At 71.0% G+C, this 19,024-nt stretch carries 12 protein-coding genes; 5 read left to right on the top strand and 7 right to left on the bottom strand.

From position 1 onward, the window contains the following. Positions 1 to 16 precede the first annotated feature (16 nt). Entirely contained in the window at positions 17 to 4,750 is a 4,734-nt protein-coding gene (locus ADL01_RS03035; protein WP_053740291.1) for a hypothetical protein, read from the top strand. Between the two features lie 31 nt (positions 4,751 to 4,781). On the opposite strand, the gene ADL01_RS03030 is transcribed toward ADL01_RS03035, so the two are convergent. The 4 genes from ADL01_RS03030 to ADL01_RS03015 all read right to left on the bottom strand — a co-directional run bounded on the left by ADL01_RS03030 (position 4,782) and on the right by ADL01_RS03015 (position 10,398). Next, positions 4,782 to 6,377: a GMC family oxidoreductase gene (locus ADL01_RS03030; RefSeq protein ID WP_234354478.1), complete on the bottom strand. Its 1,596-nt coding sequence runs from the start codon at positions 6,375 to 6,377 to the stop codon at positions 4,782 to 4,784. Between the two features lie 15 nt (positions 6,378 to 6,392). Further along, the gene (locus ADL01_RS03025; protein WP_053740290.1) at positions 6,393 to 7,964 is read right to left on the bottom strand and encodes an APC family permease; all 1,572 of its coding nucleotides are present in this window, start codon (positions 7,962 to 7,964) and stop codon (positions 6,393 to 6,395) included. A gap of 173 nt (positions 7,965 to 8,137) precedes the next feature. Further along, positions 8,138 to 9,598, bottom strand: a complete 1,461-nt coding sequence (locus tag ADL01_RS03020) for an aldehyde dehydrogenase family protein (RefSeq protein ID WP_053740289.1) — start codon at positions 9,596 to 9,598, stop codon at positions 8,138 to 8,140. Positions 9,599 to 9,828: 230 nt separating this feature from the next. After that, positions 9,829 to 10,398, bottom strand: coding sequence for a hypothetical protein (locus ADL01_RS03015; protein ID WP_053740288.1), 570 nt, complete (start codon positions 10,396 to 10,398; stop codon positions 9,829 to 9,831). Positions 10,399 to 10,818: 420 nt separating this feature from the next. Here ADL01_RS03015 and ADL01_RS03010 point away from each other — a divergent pair, with 420 nt between their 5' ends. The 4 genes from ADL01_RS03010 to ADL01_RS02995 all read left to right on the top strand — a co-directional run bounded on the left by ADL01_RS03010 (position 10,819) and on the right by ADL01_RS02995 (position 15,384). Next, a complete protein-coding gene (locus ADL01_RS03010; RefSeq protein WP_053740287.1) occupies positions 10,819 to 13,869 on the top strand; it encodes a nitrate- and nitrite sensing domain-containing protein in 3,051 nt (1,016 codons plus the stop codon). Further along, positions 13,866 to 14,306 carry a roadblock/LC7 domain-containing protein gene (locus ADL01_RS03005; RefSeq protein WP_053740286.1) on the top strand — a complete coding sequence of 147 codons (441 nt, stop codon included), beginning with the start codon at positions 13,866 to 13,868 and terminating at the stop codon, positions 14,304 to 14,306. The genes ADL01_RS03010 and ADL01_RS03005 overlap by 4 nt, the downstream gene beginning before the upstream one ends. A gap of 9 nt (positions 14,307 to 14,315) precedes the next feature. Continuing rightward, the gene (locus tag ADL01_RS03000) at positions 14,316 to 14,711 is read left to right on the top strand and encodes a DUF742 domain-containing protein (RefSeq protein ID WP_053740285.1); all 396 of its coding nucleotides are present in this window, start codon (positions 14,316 to 14,318) and stop codon (positions 14,709 to 14,711) included. 67 nt (positions 14,712 to 14,778) lie between these two features. Further along, positions 14,779 to 15,384: a GTP-binding protein gene (locus tag ADL01_RS02995; protein ID WP_053740284.1), complete on the top strand. Its 606-nt coding sequence runs from the start codon at positions 14,779 to 14,781 to the stop codon at positions 15,382 to 15,384. Between the two features lie 103 nt (positions 15,385 to 15,487). Here ADL01_RS02995 and glpK read toward each other — a convergent pair whose 3' ends face one another. The 3 genes from glpK to ADL01_RS02980 form a co-directional block, all read right to left on the bottom strand. Next, positions 15,488 to 16,996 (bottom strand): glycerol kinase GlpK, encoded by a 1,509-nt coding sequence (gene glpK, locus ADL01_RS02990; RefSeq protein ID WP_053740283.1) that lies wholly within the window; start codon positions 16,994 to 16,996, stop codon positions 15,488 to 15,490. A 240-nt stretch (positions 16,997 to 17,236) separates the two neighbouring features. After that, positions 17,237 to 18,427, bottom strand: a complete 1,191-nt coding sequence (locus ADL01_RS02985; RefSeq protein WP_053740282.1) for a lipid-transfer protein — start codon at positions 18,425 to 18,427, stop codon at positions 17,237 to 17,239. Next, positions 18,424 to 18,849: a Zn-ribbon domain-containing OB-fold protein gene (locus tag ADL01_RS02980; RefSeq protein ID WP_053740350.1), complete on the bottom strand. Its 426-nt coding sequence runs from the start codon at positions 18,847 to 18,849 to the stop codon at positions 18,424 to 18,426. Before ADL01_RS02980 ends, ADL01_RS02985 begins: the two co-directional genes overlap by 4 nt. Positions 18,850 to 19,024: the final 175 nt, after the last annotated feature.

Genomic DNA, 19,024 nt, shown 5'->3' with positions numbered 1-19,024 from the left:
ACTACGAGAGTCCGCCATGTACGAGCTGTCCCGGGTCCGCCTCTACTCCATCGGTCCTGCCGGTGCGCGCTATGCCGACACTGTGCTTGACCTGCGGGGTGTCGGCAAGCCGGTGCCCGACCCCGCGCCCACCCAGGCGGAGTTCTTCGAGGACGAGCCCGTAGGACCGCCGCGCCGGCCCGCTCCCGCGGGCGTGCTCTTCCTGGAGAACGGTGGCGGCAAGTCCGTACTCCTCAAGCTGATCTTCTCCGTGATGCTGCCCGGGCACCGCAACACGCTCGGTGGCGCCAGTTCCGGTGTGCTGCGCAAGTTCCTGCTCGCCGACGACTGCGGGCATGTGGCCCTGGAGTGGCAGCACACGCTCACCGGTGAGCTGGTGGTGGTCGGAAAGGCGAGCGAGTGGCGGGGACGGCAGGTCTCCAACGATCCGCGGAAGTTCGCCGAGGCCTGGTACTCGTTCCGGCCCGGCCCCGGGCTGAGCCTCGACAACCTTCCCGTCGCCGAGTCCACCGCCGTACGGCCGCCGGTGGAGGGCGTCTCCGGTGCCCGAGGACGGCGCCGGACGATGAAGGGCTTCCGGGACGCGATCACTGAGGCGGGCAAGGTGTACCCGCACCTCGAAGTGCACTGGGAGGAGATCCACGACCGCTGGAACGAGCATCTGGGGGAGCTGGGTCTCGACCCCGAACTCTTCCGCTACCAGCGGGAGATGAACGCCGACGAGGGTGAGGCCGCCGGCCTCTTCGCGGTCAAGAAGGACTCCGACTTCACCGACCTGCTGCTGCGCGCGGTCACCGACACCCGGGACACCGACGGACTCGCCGACCTGGTCGGCGGGTTCGGCAACAAGCTGGGGCGACGGTCCGAACTGATCGCCGAACGGGACTTCACCGCCGGATCCGTGGACCTGCTCGGCCGGATCGTCGAGGCCACGGAAACGCGTTCCCGCGCGCGGGACGTCCACGCGGGTGCGGAACGGCGGACGCGCACGCTCGCCCGGCGGCTGTCCGCGCGGGGCGTCCAGGAACGCGTCCGGGCCGGCGACCTCGCCCAGCGGGTCACCGCCGCGGCGTACACCGTCACCCATTCCGAGGGCGCGCGGGAACGCAGCGCGCTGATCGCCGCCGAACTCGCCTTCCAGCACGCTTCCCTGGCTCTCGCGGCAGCGGAGAAGACGGCGGCCGCGCAGAAGCGCGAACTCGCCGACGCGCGCACCATGCACTCCGCCTGGCAGGCCGCCGAGGTCGTCCTGCGCCATCGCGCCGCCGCCGACCGCTCCGCGCGCGTGGCCGTCGCGATCCGCGAGGCCGAGCGGGACGCGGCCCCGGCGCTCGCCGCCCGCGCCAAGGCCGCTGTCGACCTCGTACGGGCACTGCAGTCGGCGGCGGACGGCGCGGAGGCGCTCGCCAACGAGGAGGAGGAGCGGTCCGCCGTCCTCCAGGAAGTCGGTGAGGCCGCCCACCGGGACTCCACCGCCGCCGCCACCGAGGCACAGCGCGCCCGCAGCGAGGTCGGGCACCTGCGGCAGCGGCTCAGCGAGGTCGAACAGGAGACCGCCGAGGCGGTGCGCGCGGGCTGGCTCGACGACAGCGCTCCCGACGCGGATCCGGCGCGGGCCGCGCTCGCCGCCAGCGACGCCGAGAAGACAGCCGTAGAGGCCTGGGACACCGCCCGTGATGCGTCCCGGCGGGCTTCCGAGCACGCGCGTGAGGCGGCGTCCGCCGAGTCCCGCGCGGAGCTGACGGCGGCCCGCGCGGCGGACGCCGCCACCGCGGCCGAGCGCGCGTACGACGCCGAGCGGCGCACCGCCGAAGCCCTCGCGGCCGAGGAACGGCTCGCCGAGCTGCTGAGCCTGCCGTCCACCGGCGGAGCGCGGCAGCGAGCCCGGACCGCGCTGCCGCACCAGCAGGGCGCGAGCGAGGGCGACAGCAGCGCCGGCGAGACGACTGACGGGTCCGGCGGGGCCACGGCCCGTTCCGCCGGGAAGGGCGCGTCCCGGGCACTCGCCGAGGGCCCCCTGACCCCCGAGGAACTGGACCGCTTCGCCGACGAACTCCGCGAACTGCTCGACGACGGTGTCACCTCCGCCGAGCGGCAGCTCTTCGAACTGCGGACCGCCGCGGCCGACGACGCCCGGATCCTCGGGGCGCTCGGTGACGGTGGGCTACTGCCGCCCGGCCCCGATGTGCTGGCCACCGTCGAGTTCCTCGGCGAGCACGGCATCCCCGCGCTGCCCGGCTGGCGCTATCTCGCCCAGGCCGTCGACCCCACCGACCACGCGCGCGTACTGGCCGCCCGCCCCGAACTCGTCGACGGCGTCATCATCACCGACCCGGGCACACACGCGCGTGCCCGCGACGCCCTCTGTGACGCGGCCCTGCTGCCCCGGTCGGCCGTGGCGGTCGGTACGGCAGCCGCCCTGCTCGCCCCCACTCCGGCGCCCGGACCGGGCGACGGCGACGTGTTCCTCGTACCGCCGAACCCGGCCATGCACGACGAGCACGCCGCCGACGAGGAGCGGCAGGCGCTGCGGGCCCGGGCGGGCGAGCGGGAAGAGGAGATCCGCACGCTCGCGGCGCGGCTCGGAAAGGACCGGGAGCTGGCCGCACGGCTCGCCTCCTGGCGTACGGGCTGTCCGGCCGGACGGCTCGTGGAGCTGGCCCAGGCCGCGCACGACGCGCGTGCCTTCGCCGAGGAGACCGAGGCCGAGCTGGCCGAGGCACGGACCGTGCGGGCCGAGGCCGACGAGGTGGCGAGCGAGGCGTCCCGCCTGCGGGACGAACGGCAGGAGGCCGCCCAGCGGGCCCGCCGCGCCGCCGACGCCCTAGCCGGACTGGCCTACCGGTTGCGCGAACGCGCCGGCTGGCAGGTCAAGGTGCGTGAACTCGCCGACGAGGCCGTCGAGTCGGAGGCCCGCGCCCAGGTCTGCCTGGAGCGAGCCCGGTCCGCCGACGAGGACCGGCGCGCCGCCCAGCGCGCCGCCGATGACGCGCGCCGCACGGCCCGCGCCCTGCGCGCCGAGCGCGCGGAGATCGCGGGCGCCCCGGACGACGTACCGGACGCCGACGAGGACGCCGCGAAATCGTCGCTGCCCGCCCTCCGCGAGGCCTACCGGGCCGCCTCCCAGCTCTACGAGAAGGTCGGCGTCGGAGCCGACCTGAGGGCGGAGCAGGCGCGGTCCGAGAGCGAGGAGAGCGCCGGCCGCGCCGAGCTGGACCGGCTGAGCAACAAGGTACGCACGCGCGCGGAGCAGCTGCTGCAGTCACCCGAAGGCTCGGATGGGCCCTCCCGGCAGGCCGCCTCCGCGCGGGCCGAGGAACTCGTTCAGCTCCTGGAGACCCGCGTCTCCACGGCGAGCGAGCAGCTCGGACGGCTGCGCGGCGCGGCCGAGCGGCACGCGCCCGAGGGCGGCGAGGCGCACGCCGAGCTCGCCGAGGAACTCGTCCCCCGCGACGCCGAGCAGGCCCAGGTCCTGCTGCGCACCGCCACCGCCGAACTCGCGTCCCGCAGCGAGGCGTTGGCCCAGGCCAGGGACGCGCACGCCGAACTCCTCGGCGCTCACCGGGCGGCGGAGGACGCGGCCTCCGGGTTCGACGAGATCGCCGCCATGCTCCGCGACCTGCTGCGTGAGCAGGCCGTGGACGAAGCGATCGAAGCCCCCGAGCCCTACCCCGGAAACCCGGAAGAGGCACGGCAGTCGGCCGCCGAGGCCCGCCGCTCCCTGCGCGGCTGCGCCGCCGACCTGTCCGCGGCCGAAGGCGCGGTGCGCGAGGCGAGCGACATCCTCGTACGGCATGCCAACTCCACGCGGTACGAGGCGGTGCGCACCCCCGCTCGCCAGCAGATCCGCGAACTGCCCGCGTCCGCGCTGCCCGAGCACGCGCAGAAGTGGGCGGACGCCTTCGCTCCCCGACTCCGGGTCCTGACCGACGAGTTGGCGCAGCTGGAGCGGAACCGGGACTCGATCGTGGACCGGCTGCGGGGGCTGGTGGAGTCGGCGCTGGCCACCCTGCGGTCCGCGCAGCGGCTGTCCCGGCTGCCCGAAGGGCTCGGCGAGTGGTCCGGGCAGGAGTTCCTGCGCATCCGGTTCGAGGAGCCCGACCAGGCGACACTCACCGAGCGGCTCGGCGAGGTCATCGACGAGGCGACCCGCGCCGCCGTGAAGAAGAACTCCGACCTGCGCCGGGACGGCATGTCCCTGCTCCTGAGGGGAGTCGGCGCCGCCCTCCAGCCCAAGGGCATCGCCGTCGAGATCCTCAAGCCCGACGCCGTACTGCGCGCCGAGCGCGTACCGGTCGGACAGATGGGCGACGTGTTCTCGGGCGGTCAGCTGCTCACCGCGGCCATCGCCCTGTACTGCACGATGGCCGCGCTGCGCAGCAACGACCGGGGCCGCGACAAGCACCGCCACGCCGGCACGCTGTTCCTCGACAACCCCATCGGGCGAGCCAACGCGACCTACCTGCTCGAACTCCAGCGAGCCGTGTCCGACGCGCTCGGCGTCCAACTCCTGTACACCACAGGCCTGTTCGACACGACCGCGCTCGCCGAGTTCCCCCTCGTCATCCGCCTTCGCAACGACGCCGACCTCCGCGCGGGGCTGAAGTACATCAGCGTGGAGGAACACCTCCGGCCGGGGCTGCCGCAGCAGGCCCCGGCCGGGGAGGGGGACGCCGTGCACAGCGAGATCACGGCGACGCGAATGTTCAAGCGTCCGGCGCCGGCGACTCCCTCACAAACGACTCCCTGAAAGGGGCAGTTCCCCACTTACCGGCAGCCCCCTACGCGTCCTGCTTCAAAAGGTCCGCACACTTCTCCCCGATCATCATCGTCGTGATGCACGGATTCACCGTCACCAGATCCGGCATCACCGACCCGTCGGCCACCCGCACCCCTTCGACACCCTTCACCCGCAGCCGCGCGTCCAGGGGCGCCGAAGTGTCGTCGTCCGCGCCCATCTTCACCGTGCAGGCCGGGTGGTAGACGGTGTTGTGGGTCTTCTGGATGTACTCCAGCAGCTCGTCGTCCGTCCGGACGTCCGGCCCAGGGGCCAGTTCCGCCCCCGCCCAGCCGCTCAGCGCGGGCTGGGCGGCTATCCGGCGGGCCAGCTTCAGGCCGTACGTCATCACGCGGGCGTCGTGCTCGTGCGTGAAGTACCGCGGATCGACCATCGGCTTGTCCCGGTAGTCGCGGGTGCGCAGCCGCACCGTGCCACGGGACCTCGCCCGGGTCACGTTGGGGGTGAGGCAGAACGCGTTCTCCGAGGTCGGATAGCCCCAGCGCGCCGTGTTCAGGTCGAACGGCACCGAGCCGTAGTGGAACATCAGGTCTGGCCGGTCCAGGCCCGGTTCGGTGTCGTAGAAGATGCCCGCTTCCCACCACTGACTGGACGTCGTGGGCATCGGCTGTAGGGCGTCCCACATGATGACGCCCTCGGGGTGGTCCTGCAGGTTCTCGCCCACGCCCGCCGAGTCCACGACCACCTCGACGCCGACCTCGCGCAACTGCTCGGCCGGTCCGATACCGGACAGCATCAGCAGCTTCGGGGTGTCGATCGCACCGCACGACACGATGACCTCGCGGCGCGCCCGTACGGTCCTCGTGTGGACGAGATCGGGGTCCAGGTACTCGGCGCCCACGCAGCGGCGCCCCTCCAGCACGAGCTGTTTCGCCCGCACCCCCGTCCGTACCTCCAGGTTGGGCCGCCGGCCCATGACCGGGTGGAGATAGGCGACGGAGGACGACTGGCGAATGTTGTTCTCGTCGGAGTTGATCTGGAACCAGTTGGCCCCGCGCAGCACGGTCTCGCCGGTGTTGAAGGGGGTGGTCGGGATGCCCGCCTGCGCGCACGCCTCCAGCAGGGCGGCGCCGCACGGGTCCTCGCTCTTCACCGTACGGAGCTTGACCGGGCCGGTGCGGCCGTGGTGGTCGCCGGGGGCGTCGTTGGTCTCAAGACGCCGGTAGAGCGGGAAGAGGTCCGCCGCGCTCCAGCCCGCGCAGCCCTTGGCCGCCCAGTCGTCGAGATCCTCGGCCGGGGCCCAGAAAGCGATGCAGGAGTTGTGGGACGAGCAGCCACCGAGCACCTTCGCGCGGGCGTGCCGCATGAAGCTGTTGCCGCTGGACTGCGGTTCGACCGGGTAGTCCCAGTCGTAGCCGGACTCCAACAGGCCCATCCAGCGCTCCAGTTTGAGGACATCGTCGTCGCCGACGTCGCTCGGGCCCGCCTCCAGCACACACACCGTGACGCCGGGGTCCTCCGAGAGTCTTGCCGCCACCACGTTGCCCGCGGTGCCACCGCCCACCACCACATAGTCGAACTCGTCGGTGTCCACGGGTGGTCGGCCCATGAGCGAGGGGCTCGTGATCGGCTGGTCCATGGGGGTTGACCTCCTTCAGTCGGCCGCTGGGGCGGCGAGGGGAGCGGCCGGAGCGGCCGGGGTCTCCTCGAGACGGTGTCCGGCGAGCACACCCGTCCGGTGCCGCTGGACGAACCAGTAGTAGGCGAAGCCGCCACCCGCGATGACCGCGACGAAGAGCACGGCGCCCCACCGGAGGTACCAGTGGAAGGGGGCGGTGGCGTTGTAGACGGAGGCGCGCGGCCAGATCAGGTTGGTCGTCATGGCGGCGCCCCAGACCACGGCCCCGATGTTGACGAGCAGGCCCCACCGGCCCAGCGAGAACTTGCCGTCGCCGGCCGGTTGCCACCTGCCGCGCAGCCGTGCGACCAGCATGGGTCCGGTGACGCCCAGATAGGCGAGGTAGATCATGATGATGCCGATACTGGTCACGACGGTGAAGATCTGCGGCTGACGGATGTTGACCAGCAGGATTGCCAGCGACAGGACTCCGACGATCACGGCGGGCAGCACCGGTGTCTGGAAGCGCGGGCTGACCTTCGCGAGCAGCGAGGACGCGGGCAGGTTGTTGTCGCGGGCCATCGCGAACGCCAGCCGGATCGCCGCCGTGTGGACGGCGAGCGCGCAGACGGTGACCGCGATCAGCACGCACCACAGCATCGCCTTGCCGGCCGTCGGCCCGAGCACGTCGAGCACGACGTACTGCAGGCCGTCCGTGGACAGCTGTTCGCCCTTCAGGCTGGAGACGCTCATCAGCGCGAGGAGAAGGATCAGGCCGCCGAGGACGAAGGAGGCGACGATCGCCCGGATGATGGCGCGCGGCGCGTTCCGTGACGGGTTCACGGACTCCTCGCCGAGCGAGGCGGCGGTGTCGAAGCCGTACATGACGTACGCGGATGCCAGTGAGGCCACCAGGAACGCGCCGAGGTAACCGGTGCCGTGGCCCGTGCCCGTACCGTTCGTCTCCATGACCACCTGCGGACCGCGCGTGATGTGCACGGCGAACAGGACGATCAGCACGACCGTGGCGATGAGCTCGAGGAAGACACCCGCCGTGTTGATCGTGGCCATCAGCTTGACGCCGAAGGCGTTCACCACCGTGGTGAAAAGGATCAACACCGCTGCCAGGATCACCGCGTTGGTCGCCACGTCGTACGTGCCGGTGCCGTCCCCGACGATCTGGAACACGTCGGAGATCTGCGGCAGCGTGAGCTGGTAGGCGAGTGCCACCGCCGAGATCGACACGATCGAGGCGATCAGCATCATCCAGCCCGCCAGCCAGCCCAGGTGCGGATTGCCGATCTTCTTGGACCAGTTGTAGACGGAGCCCGCCACGGGATAGCGGGCGGCCAGCTCCGCGAAGCAGAGCGCGACCATGAACTGTCCGGCGAACACCATCGGCCACGACCACCAGTAGGCGGGACCGCCACTGCCGTAGCCGAAGTAGAACAGCTGAAAGGTGCCGGTCAGGATCGAGATGTAGCTGATCCCGGCAGCGAAGGTGTGGAAGTTGCCGAGGGTGCGTTTGAGTTCGGGCTTGTAACCGAATTCGGCGAGTTCGGCGTCGTCCGTGGGTTCTGGGCCTGTTGACTGTCGGGTCGATGCCATGAGCGGACTCCTGGTGAGCCGGGGAGGGGGGAGGGAGCGGCTCGGTGCGGGCGCCGGAATCAATGGGGGCGCACATTCAAGACGTGCACAAGGGAGGTGACGCCGAGGGAGATGACGCCAAGGGAGATGACGTCACGGAAGATGACGTACAAGGGGCTCGGCGTACGAGGGGGCTACGAGAACCAGCCCTGCGGCGCGGGATCGGTGTTCCGCCAGATGTGCTTCGCCTCGCGGTACTCGGCGAGTCCCGAGGGCCCGAGCTCGCGTCCGAAACCGGACTGCTTGTAGCCGCCCCACTCCGCCTGGGGGACGTACGGGTGGTAGTCGTTGATCCACACCGTGCCGATCCGCAACCGGGCCGCCACCCGCTGTGCCTTGGCCTCGTCGGAGGTGAAGACGCCCCCGGCGAGCCCGTACACGGTGTCGTTGGCGAGCCGGACCGCCTCCGCCTCGTCCGTGAACCGCTCCACGGTGAGCACCGGACCGAACGACTCCTCCTGTACGACGCTCATCCGGGCGTCGCACTCGTCGAGCACCGTCGGCGGGTAGTAGAAGCCGTCGTCGAGCCCCTCGGGACGAGCACCGCCGCAGCGCAGCACCGCACCCTCGGCCAGGCCCTGGGCGACATACGCCTCGACCTTCGCGCGATGTGCCTCGGAGATCAGCGGGCCCGTCTGCGCGTGTTCGTCGAACGGGCCGCCGAGCCGGATCAGTTGGGCCCGCCGGACGACCTCGTCGACGAACCTGTCGTGCAGTGAATCCTCCACCAGCAGCCGGGCCCCGGCCGAACAGACCTGCCCGGAGTGCAGGAACACGGCGGTGAGCGCCATGTCGACGGCCGTGTCGAAGTCGGCGTCGGCGAACACGATGTTGGGGTTCTTGCCGCCGAGTTCGAGCGCGACCTTCTTCACGGTGCCGGCCGCGGCCGCCATGAGACGGCGGCCGGTGTGGAGTCCGCCGGTGAAGGAGAGGAGGTCGACGTCCGGATGGTCGGCGAGCGGCGCGCCCGCCTCCGGGCCGGCGCCGAGGACGAGGTTGGCCACGCCCGGGGGCAACCCGGCCTCCTCCAGAAGCCGCATGAGGTGGATCGCGGTGTGCGGGGTCAGCTCGCTCGGCTTGAGGACGAAGCTGTTCCCGGCCGCGAGCGCCGGGGCGACCTTCCAAGCCGTCTGGAGCAGGGGATAGTTCCACGGAGTGATCAGCGCGCAGACGCCGACCGGCTCGTACACGACCCGGCTGTCCACGCTCGGCGAGCCCGTGTCGATGACCCGGCCGGACTCGCCGACCACGAGCCGGCCGAAGTAACGGAAGCAGTTGACGATGTCGTCGATGTCGTAGGCGCTCTCCACCAGTCGCTTTCCGGTGTCGAGGGACTCCGCGCGGGCCAGCTCGTCCTTGTCGCGGACCATGAGGTCGGCGACGCGCGACAGCAGGTCACCGCGCTCGCCGGCCGGCGTACCCGGCCACGGGCCCTCGTCGAAGGCCCCCCGGGCGGCGGCGATGGCCTCCACCGTGTCCTTGGCACTCGCCTCGTCGACGATCCCGACCAGGGACCCGTCGGCGGGACAGCGGATCTCACGGGTGCGCTCGTCGAGTGCGCGTCTCCAGGCCCCGCCGATGAAGAGTTCGGGCATGTTCTCGTCCTCCTGGTCAGCGCCGTACCGAAGACGCCCTTGCGGCTGAGCGCCTCCCCGACCGTCGGCGGATCATGCCGAATGTGATCTTCGACACGGTTGATGGAAGACTTGGACGCGTCCGGCGTGAGGAAGCGCCTCGTCGGCGATTCCCACCTCCGGCACCAGCGCACCACGCTTCCGGTGCGCCCGCGATGCCGTCACAGGCCGGGCCGGCCCGTCAAAGGCCCTCAGAGATGCGACAGCCGCCCGGAACCGCCGCCCTGCCTGCGTATCCGCTCCTGAGTCCGGGCCGTTGCCCGGGCCTGGCGTCGTGCCTTGCGGCGCTCACGGCGCAAGGCCCGTGCCGTGCTGCTCGGCGTCGACACCACGCCGTTGCGCTGGTTCCAGACCTGGCGTGTCACCCACACGTCGAGCGCGGCCCAGGTGGCCACCACCGTGCTGGCCACGCTGCTGAGCAGCGTCGGGAATGCCAGCCAGGAACCGGCCACCGCCGACAGGAAGGCCACCATGGCCTGAATCAGCGTCACGGCGATGACGATCACCGCGCGAACGGCCGCCGTGCGCACCGGATCCGGCAGCCGACGCCGACGCGCTGTTTCCTCCACCCACAGCTGCCGGTAAGGGGACTGCGCCTCTGGGCTCACCGGTGCCCGGAGTTGCTCCGCCGGAGCCGTGGACGGTTCGATCCCGCCGGCGTCCATGTCCCGGCCAGTACTGACGTTCTTGACGTCCCCCTGCGTCACCAGGGGCGCCACGACGCCGTTCCCCAGAACCTCGCGTCGTTCCGCCGTGCCCATCACGTGTCACTCCCCACCGCCCAGCAGACCGTCCGTCCCGATGTCGGTGACACCGGCTCCCCAGTGGCTGCCCGGCTAACGCTGTTTTACGCGGCCTGGACGCGGGATACGGATCCTGTCGAGGGCTCCGCCGCCCACTCCCTATGTACAAAGACGAAAAGCGTGTCTCGATGATTCCCATGAAACGACAAAATCCAGCCAAACGGCCAAGTTGGGCGACGATCGTCGTCCCACGGTCGACGCCGGATTCGAGGAGACAATCTCCCGCAATGATCGGAAAACTCGCCATGTCTCGCCGGGAAGACCGAAGTTCGGCCCCCGGACGTGCCTTCGAGTTATCAGTGCGTCAGTAGTAGGCTCACGCAGATTATTGACGCACATGTGTACCCCCGCGCAGACGGGGGCGAGCTGGGGGAGGCCATGCGCTTTCGCGGGAAGTCCATCCGCCGGAAGATCGTGGCACTGCTTCTCGTGCCGCTGGTGTCCCTGACCGCGATCTGGGGCTTCGCCACGGTTCTGACGGGGCGTGAGGCCGCCGAGCTGTTCAACGTGTCGTCGATCGTGGAGAAGGTCAGCTACCCCACCGAGGACGCGGTGCGCGTGCTTCAGCAGGAGCGCCGCCAGACCCTCGTCTATCTCGCCGACCCCCGTGCCTCCGACGCGCTGGCAGCCCTGCGGCGCAGCCGTACCGCCACCGATGACGTCATCGGCAAGATCCGCGCCAACGCCGACAAGTCCGATGTGCGCAACTCGATCAGCGACAGTGACAGCGAGCGTCTCACCGCCGTCCTGGAGGCGTTCGACGGCATCGACCCACTGCGCCGCAGCGTCGAGGAAGGCACTGTCACCCGGTCCCAGGCCCTCGATCTCTACAACCGACTGGTCGACCCCTGTTACACCCTGCTCGCCAACCTGCACGTCATCGACAACCTGGAGATGGACAAGCAGGCCCGCGCCCTCGTCAACATCGCCCGCGCCCGCGAACTGCTCTCCCGAGAGGACGCCCTGCTCGGCTCTTCCCTGGTCGTCGGCAAGGTCTCGCGCGACGAATCCCGCGACATCTCCGACCTCGTGGCACAACGCGCCGTCATGTACGACGTCAGCCTGCCCCTGCTCCCGCTGGCGGACCGCGCACGCTACGAACGGTTCTGGAAGAACGCCGCGACCGCTCCGCTCCGCGTGGCCGAACAGTCCGCCATCGGCGCCGAGTCGGGCCACCCCCGAGGCGTCACGGCGAAGAGCTGGGACACCACCGCCGGCGACGTCCTCGACGAACTCCGCAAACTCAACGACGAGTCGGCCGACCGTTACCAGGACCGCGTCCGCCCGGTCGTCATGGGCGTCATCGTCAAGGTCGTCTTCGCCGGCGTCCTCGGACTGGCCGCCCTGCTGTTCTCGCTCGTCATGTCCGTGCGCATCGGCCGCACCCTCATCCGTGACCTGCGTCAACTGCGCCTGGAGGCACACGAGGCGTCCGGTGTGCGGCTGCCCAGTGTGATGCGCCGTCTGTCGGCCGGCGAGCAGGTCGACGTGGAGACCGAGGTCCCGCGCCTGGAGTACGACAAGAACGAGATCGGCGAGGTCGGCCAGGCCCTCAACACCCTGCAACGCGCCGCCGTCGAGGCCGCCGTCAAACAGGCCGAGCTCCGCGCCGGCGTCTCGGAGGTCTTCGTCAACCTCGCCCGGCGCAGCCAGGTTCTGCTGCACAAGCAGCTCACTCTGCTGGACACCATGGAACGCCGGACCGAGGACACCGACGAACTCGCCGATCTGTTCCGCCTCGATCACCTCACCACGCGCATGCGCCGGCACGCCGAAGGCCTGGTGATCCTCTCCGGAGCCGCCCCCTCCCGGCAGTGGCGCAAGCCCGTCCAGCTGATGGACGTCGTACGCGCCGCTGTCGCCGAGGTCGAGGACTACGAGCGCATCGAGGTCCGCAGGTTGCCCCGGATGGCCGTCACCGGCCCGGCCGTCGCCGACCTCACCCACCTCGTCGCCGAACTCCTCGAGAACGCCACGGTGTTCTCGCCTCCGCACACGGCCATCCAGGTGCTGGGCGAACGTGTCGCCAACGGGTTCACCCTGGAGATTCACGACCGGGGCCTGGGCATGGCGGCCGAAGCGCTTCTCGACGCCAACCTGCGGCTCGCCGAGACACCCGAGTTCGAGCTGTCCGACACCGACCGGCTCGGCCTGTTCGTCGTCAGCCGGCTCGCCCAGCGGCAGAACGTCCGTGTCTCCCTCCAGCCGTCCCCGTACGGCGGCACCACCGCGGTCGTCTTCGTCCCCGACGCACTCCTCACGGACGACGTCCCGGACACCAACGGCATCGGCTTCCGCCTCGACCGCGCCCAACCCTCCAAAGAGGGCGAGTTCGAGAGCGGCCGCAGGGCCGCCCTCTCGCAGGCGCCCGTGCGTCTCCCCGGCCTGTCCCCCTCGCTCATCGACGGTCCGGTCGAGCTGGAGGCGCCGGTCGACCTGGATGTTCTGAGCGACCTTCCCGGCTCGTTCGGCGACGAGGGCGGCGAATCCGGCGTACTCAACCGGCCGCGCCGCTCGTTCCCCGGTGCGACCGGGGACACGGGCGACGCGAACGACTTTCCCGGCGCGGAGCACCAGCAGCCCACCGGAGGCTGGGGCGCACCCGACCTCGACGGTGCGGCTGGTCTGCCGGGCGACCCCGTGGCACCGCCGCGCCGCCGGACTCCCAAGCTCGTCAGCTCCCACGGCCGTCCGGTCACGCAGCAGCCGCCCCGGCGTAACCCGTCGTCGACGGAAGAGCAGCCGGTGGAGGGCGCGGGCTCGACGGGCCCGGCCCCGCTGGCCCCGCTCCCCGCCCGTCGCCGGGGCGAGACAGCGATCGGTCGGGGAACCGACCCGGGCGACGGACGAGGCGACCGCGCGGAGCCCCCGGTGCGGGGGTGGGACCGCCGTGGCGAGACCATCGGCCGGGGCACTGGTGACCGTACGGATCCAGCGGGCTCCAGAAGCTTCACCGACCGTACGGAACCATCCGCGCCGCGCTTCGGCGACCGAGCCGCCAACCACCGTTCCGACGCGCCCGCTCGGGGCGCCGCCGGGCGAGCGGAGACCCGCCGCGGCACGCTCGGTGACCTGGCACCCGACGGCCCGGCCCTCCCGCGGCGCGACCGGCGCGGCGGATCCGGCGGGACTGCCGCGGGCCTCGGCGCGGCGGCCGACCCCGGGGCGTCCGGCGCAGTGGGACTGCCCCGACGCGTACGGCAGGCCAACCTGGCCCCGCAGCTGCGGGACGGCCCGGAGCGGCACGCCGAACGGATGAAGCCCCGGACGCGAAGCGGGGCCGACCTCTCCGACCGCGACGCCGACGAGGTTCGCAGCCGCATGGCCTCGCTGCAGCGTGGCTGGCAGCGCGGTCGTGAGGAGAACGCAGTGGGCGACAGCGCCCAGGACGGCACAGCACAAGGAACGGACAAGGGGGACGGTCGATGACCGCACCGAAGGCGATCGGCCAGACCGCGAGCGACAAGGCGACGGGTGAGCTCAACTGGCTCCTCGACGACCTTGTCGACCGGGTCGCCAGCATCCGCAGAGCGCTCGTGCTCTCCGGCGACGGACTGCCCACCGGGGTCTCCAAGGACCTCAGCCGGGAGGACAGCGAGCACCTGGCCGCCGTCGCCTCCGGTTTCCACAGCCTCGCCAAGGGTGTGGGACGCCACTTCGACGCGGGCGGTGTCCGCCAGACGGTCGTCGAACTCGACGAGGCCTTTCTGTTCGTGACGGCCGCCGGGGACGGCAGCTGTCTGGCCGTCCTCTCGGACGCCGACTCGGACGTGGGCCAGGTCGCCTATGAGATGACCCTTCTGGTGAAGCGTGTCGGTGCACACCTGGCGGCTGCTCCGCGCACCGATCTGCCCGCGGGCGGGTAGTTGAATGACATGAGCGGAGACGGTCAGCCCAGAAGCCACTGGTTCGACGACGAGGCCGGACCGGTCGTCCGCCCGTACGCCATGACGCGAGGCCGCACCAGCCATGCGGCCCAGCACCGCCTGGACCTGATCGCGGTGGTCCTCACGGAGGCGCACGCGGACGACCCGGAAGCTGACCACACGCTGTCTCCCGAACACGTGGACATCGTCGAACTCTGTCGTGGCACCCCCCAGTCGGTCGCCGAACTCGCCGCCGAACTCGATCTCCCCATCGGCGTGGTGCGGGTCCTCATCGGGGACCTCGTGGATGAGGAACTGGTCCATGTGACGCGTCCCGTACCGCCTGCCGAGCTGGTGGACGAGAACATTCTGCGCGACGTGATCAACGGCCTCCGGGCGCTCTGAACAACCCTCCGGCGGCGGGGGCCACGGCCTACCGCCGACCGACCCGAACAAGCAGGAGAAGAGACCGATGATCTTCGGGCGTTCTGAGCGCGGCAAGCCCCCGGTCGAGCCCGTCACGCTCAAGATCCTCGTGGCCGGCGGATTCGGCGTGGGCAAGACGACGCTTGTCGGCGCGGTCAGCGAGATCAAGCCGCTGCGCACCGAGGAGCTGCTCACCGAGGCGGGCCGCCCGGTCGACGACACCACAGGGGTGGAGGGCAAGAACACCACCACGGTGGCCATGGACTTCGGCCGCATCACCCTCCGCGAGGATCTCGTGCTGTACCTCTTCGGGACTCCCGGACAGGACCGCTTCTGGTTCCTGTGGGACGAGCTCGCCACCGGCGCGCTGGGCGCGGTCGTCCTCGCCGACACCCGTCGCCTGGAGGACAGCTTCGCCGCGGTCGACTACTTCGAGCGGCGTTCCATACCCTTCCTGGTCGGTGTCAACTGCTTCGACGGAGCGGATCGTTACCCCTCGCAGTCCGTCCGCGCGGCGCTCGACCTCGATCCCAACGTGCCGCTCGTACTGTGCGACGCGCGAGACCGGGAGTCGGTCAAGGACGTTCTCATCGGAGTCGTCCAGCACGCGATGGCGTACGCGACCGACCGCCGCGCCGCCGTCACCACCTGACCGTCCCCCGCCACGGACGCGCACGACCCGTACCCCCGCCGACCGGGGTACGGGCCGCGGTCCCATGGCACGCGCGCGTGGACGTGACCTTCGAACAAGGACCCTAGAGCCTGTCGTCCTCCCAGCCGAAGCTCTTCTCCACGGCCTTGCGCCAGTTGTGGTACTCGCGGTCACGGACCGACGACTCCATGGCGGGCGTCCACTCGACGTCCTTCTGCCAGTGCGCTTTCAGCTCGTCGAGGTCGTTCCACACCCCGGTGGCGAGCCCGGCCGCGTACGCCGCTCCCAGGCAGGTCGTCTCGGCGACCTTCGGACGGATGACCGATACCCCGAGGACGTCTGCCTGGTGCTGCATCAGCAGGTTGTTCTTCGTCATGCCGCCGTCCACCTTCAGGGTCGTGATGCGCACCCCGGAGTCCTGGAACATGGCGTCCACGACCTCCCGCGTCTGCCAGCTCGTCGCCTCCAGCACCGCCCGCGCCAGATGCCCCTTGGTGACGTACCGCGTGAGCCCGGTGACCACCCCGCGCGCGTCGGAGCGCCAGTAGGGCGCGAACAGGCCGGAGAACGCGGGCACGATGTACGCCCCGCCGTTGTCGTCGACGCTCGCCGCGAGCGTCTCGATCTCGTCGGCGCTGCGGATGATGCCGAGCTGGTCGCGGAACCACTGCACCAGGGCGCCGGTGATCGCGATGGACCCTTCGAGGCAGTAGACGGGAGCTTCGCCGCCGATCTTGTAGCCCATCGTGGTCAGCAGGCCGTTCTTCGAGGGAACGGGCCGGCCACCGGTGTTGAGCAGCAGGAAACTGCCGGTGCCGTACGTGTTCTTGGCCGTCCCCACGTCGTAGCAGGCCTGGCCGAACACCGCGGCCTGCTGGTCGCCCAGCGCGGAGGCCACGGGGACGCCCGAGAGCAGGCCCACGGCGGTGCCGTACACCTCGGACGAGGACCTGATCTCGGGGAGGATCTTCTCAGGGACGTTCATCGCGGACAGGATGGACGTGTCCCACTGGAGGGTCTCCAGGTCCATCAGCATGGTGCGGCCGGCGTTGGTCACGTCGGTGACATGGCGCCCGCCGTCCGTACCGCCCGTCAGATTCCAGATCAGCCAGGAGTCGATGGTCCCGAAGGCGATCTCCCCGCGCTCGGCGCGGGCACGCAGCCCCGGTACGTTGTCCAGCAGCCAGGCCGCCTTGGGGCCGGAGAAGTAGCTGGCCAGCGGCAGTCCCGTGCGCTCACGGAAACGGTCCTGCCCGTCGGCGCCGCCGAGTTCGTCGCAGAGCGCCGCCGTACGCGTGTCCTGCCAGACGATCGCGTTGTGGACCGGCTTGCCCGTGGCCCGGTCCCACAGGACCGTCGTCTCGCGCTGGTTGGTGATACCGAGCGCGCTGAGCTGGTCGGCGCGCAGCCCGGCCCTGGCGAGCGCGCCCGCCACCACCGCCTTCACCTTCGACCAGATCTCGGTGGCGTCGTGTTCCACCCACCCGGGCTTGGGGAAGATCTGCCGGTGCTCGCGCTGGTCGACGGCGACGATCGCGCCGTCCTGGTCGAAGACGATGCAGCGGGTGGACGTGGTGCCCTGGTCGATCGCGGCGACGAACTTGTCCGTCATGACGTCCCCTTCGTGGGAAGCTCCGGAAGTCTGCGGCCCCGGCACGCGCGCGTGCGCGTCAGAGGGCCGCGTTGAAGACGATCCCCGCCGACGCGCCGCCGAGCAGCGGCCCGACCACCGGGATCCACGCGTCACTCCGCCGACCTTGCGGAGTGCGTTCCCATGGCTACTTCAACTGAGGGCGGAGTGTTCTCCGACGTTCTGGGGGCGTCAAGGACGCTGACGACAATGACCGTTGCCTCACCGCACCGCGATCACTGACGAACCGTGCCCGAACAGGCCCTGGTTGGCCGTGACACCCACGCGCGCGCCCGCGACCTGTCGGTCACCGGCGTCACCCCGCAGTTGCCAGGTCAGTTCGCACACCTGGGCAATGGCCTGCGCGGGCACGGCCTCCCCGAACGAGGCGAGGCCGCCACTGGTGTTGACGGGTATTCGGCCGCCCAGGGCCGTCGTGCCCTCCCGCAGCAGCTTCGCCGCCTCGCCCTCGCCGCACAGGCCCAGATCCTCGTACCACTGCAGCTCCAGCGCCGTGGACAGGTCGTAGACCTCGGCCAGGGAGAGGTCCTCGGGGCCGATGCCCGCCTCCTCGTAGGCCCCGCGCACGATCGACGCCCGGAAGGTCCCGTCCGCCGGCTCCACCGTCGCCGCCGAGTCCGTGGCGATGTCCGGCAGGTCCAGCACGGTGGTGGGGTATCGCGGCGTCGTCGTGGACACGGCCCGGATCCGCACCGGCTGAGCCACCCCGTGCCGACGCGCGAACTCCATGCCGGTCAGCACCAACGCGGCGCCGCCGTCCGAGGTGGCGCAGATGTCGAGCAGCCGGAGCGGATCTGCGACCACCGGGGACGCGGCGACCTCGTCGGCGGTGACCCGTCTGCGGTAGCGCGCGTTGGGGTTGAGCGCCCCCAGGGTGGCGTTCTTCACCTTGACCTGTGCGAAGTCCTCCAGGGTGTCGCCGTGGACGGCCATGCGCCGCCGCGCGTACAGCCCGAAGTACGTCGGGTTCGTCGCCCCCAGGACCCGGAACCGCAGCCAGTCCGGGTCGTCGGACCGGTCTCCGCCGGCCGGCCGGAAGAAACCCTTCGGGGCCGAGTCCGCACCCACGACGAGTACCACCTCCGCGAGCCCGGCGAGGATCTGCGCGCGTGCCGCCGCGATGGCCTGTGCCCCGGACGCGCACGCCGCGTACACGCTGGTCACCCGGGCGCCCTGCCAGCCCAGCGCCTTGGCGAACGTCGCCCCCGCCACGTACCCGGGGTAGCCACCGCGCACGGTGTCCGCGCCGACCACCGAATCGACGTCCCGCCACTCGACCCCCGCGTCGGCGAGCGCCGCGCGCGCGGCTGCCGAGCCGTACTCGACGAAGCCGCGCCCCCACTTGCCCCACGGGTGCATGCCCACGCCGAGCACCGCCACCTCTGCGGTCATCTCCCCACCCCCGTCGGCCGCCAGTGCCAGGTCGTCCAGGTCGTCTCCGCGTCCTCGTTGAGCACGCCAGGCACGACCTCCACCTCCATACCCACCGTCAGATCGGCGACGGTGACCCCGGGAACCGTCTGTCCCAGCACCACCATGCGCTCGGACTCCAGCTCCACTGCGATCAACGCGTACGGTTCCCACGGAAGTTCCGGATCGGTCACATAGGGTGACGGAGGCCGGTACTGGCTGTCCGTGTACGACCAGACGCGTCCGCGCCGGGACAGCGGCACCTCGTCCAACTCGCCGCCCCGACATCCCGGGTTGCGGCAGTGGACGTCCTCGCGGGGGAAGAAGACCGAGGCACAGGCCGAACAACGGGTACCGAGGAGCCGGAAACCGTCCCCGTCCTCCGTGAACCATCCGGCGACCACCGGCGTGCGGATACGGGCCACATCCCCTCCACAGAGCTGGATCTGACGGAACGTCAGAAGTGTGGCACGGTCACCCTGGAATTGGGCAGCCGTCGCACTGAACCAAGTACGCCTTCTGTGCGTCGTCGTATCGGTAGGGGCGGCCGGGGCCCACGGGGGTGGGTCCGGCCGCCCC

Source organism: Streptomyces sp. NRRL WC-3618, from assembly GCF_001280005.1.
Classification (GTDB): Bacteria; Actinomycetota; Actinomycetes; order Streptomycetales; family Streptomycetaceae; genus Streptomyces.
Note: the sequence above shows the minus strand (reverse complement) of the source record. Positions and strands in the feature narration are given on the sequence as shown.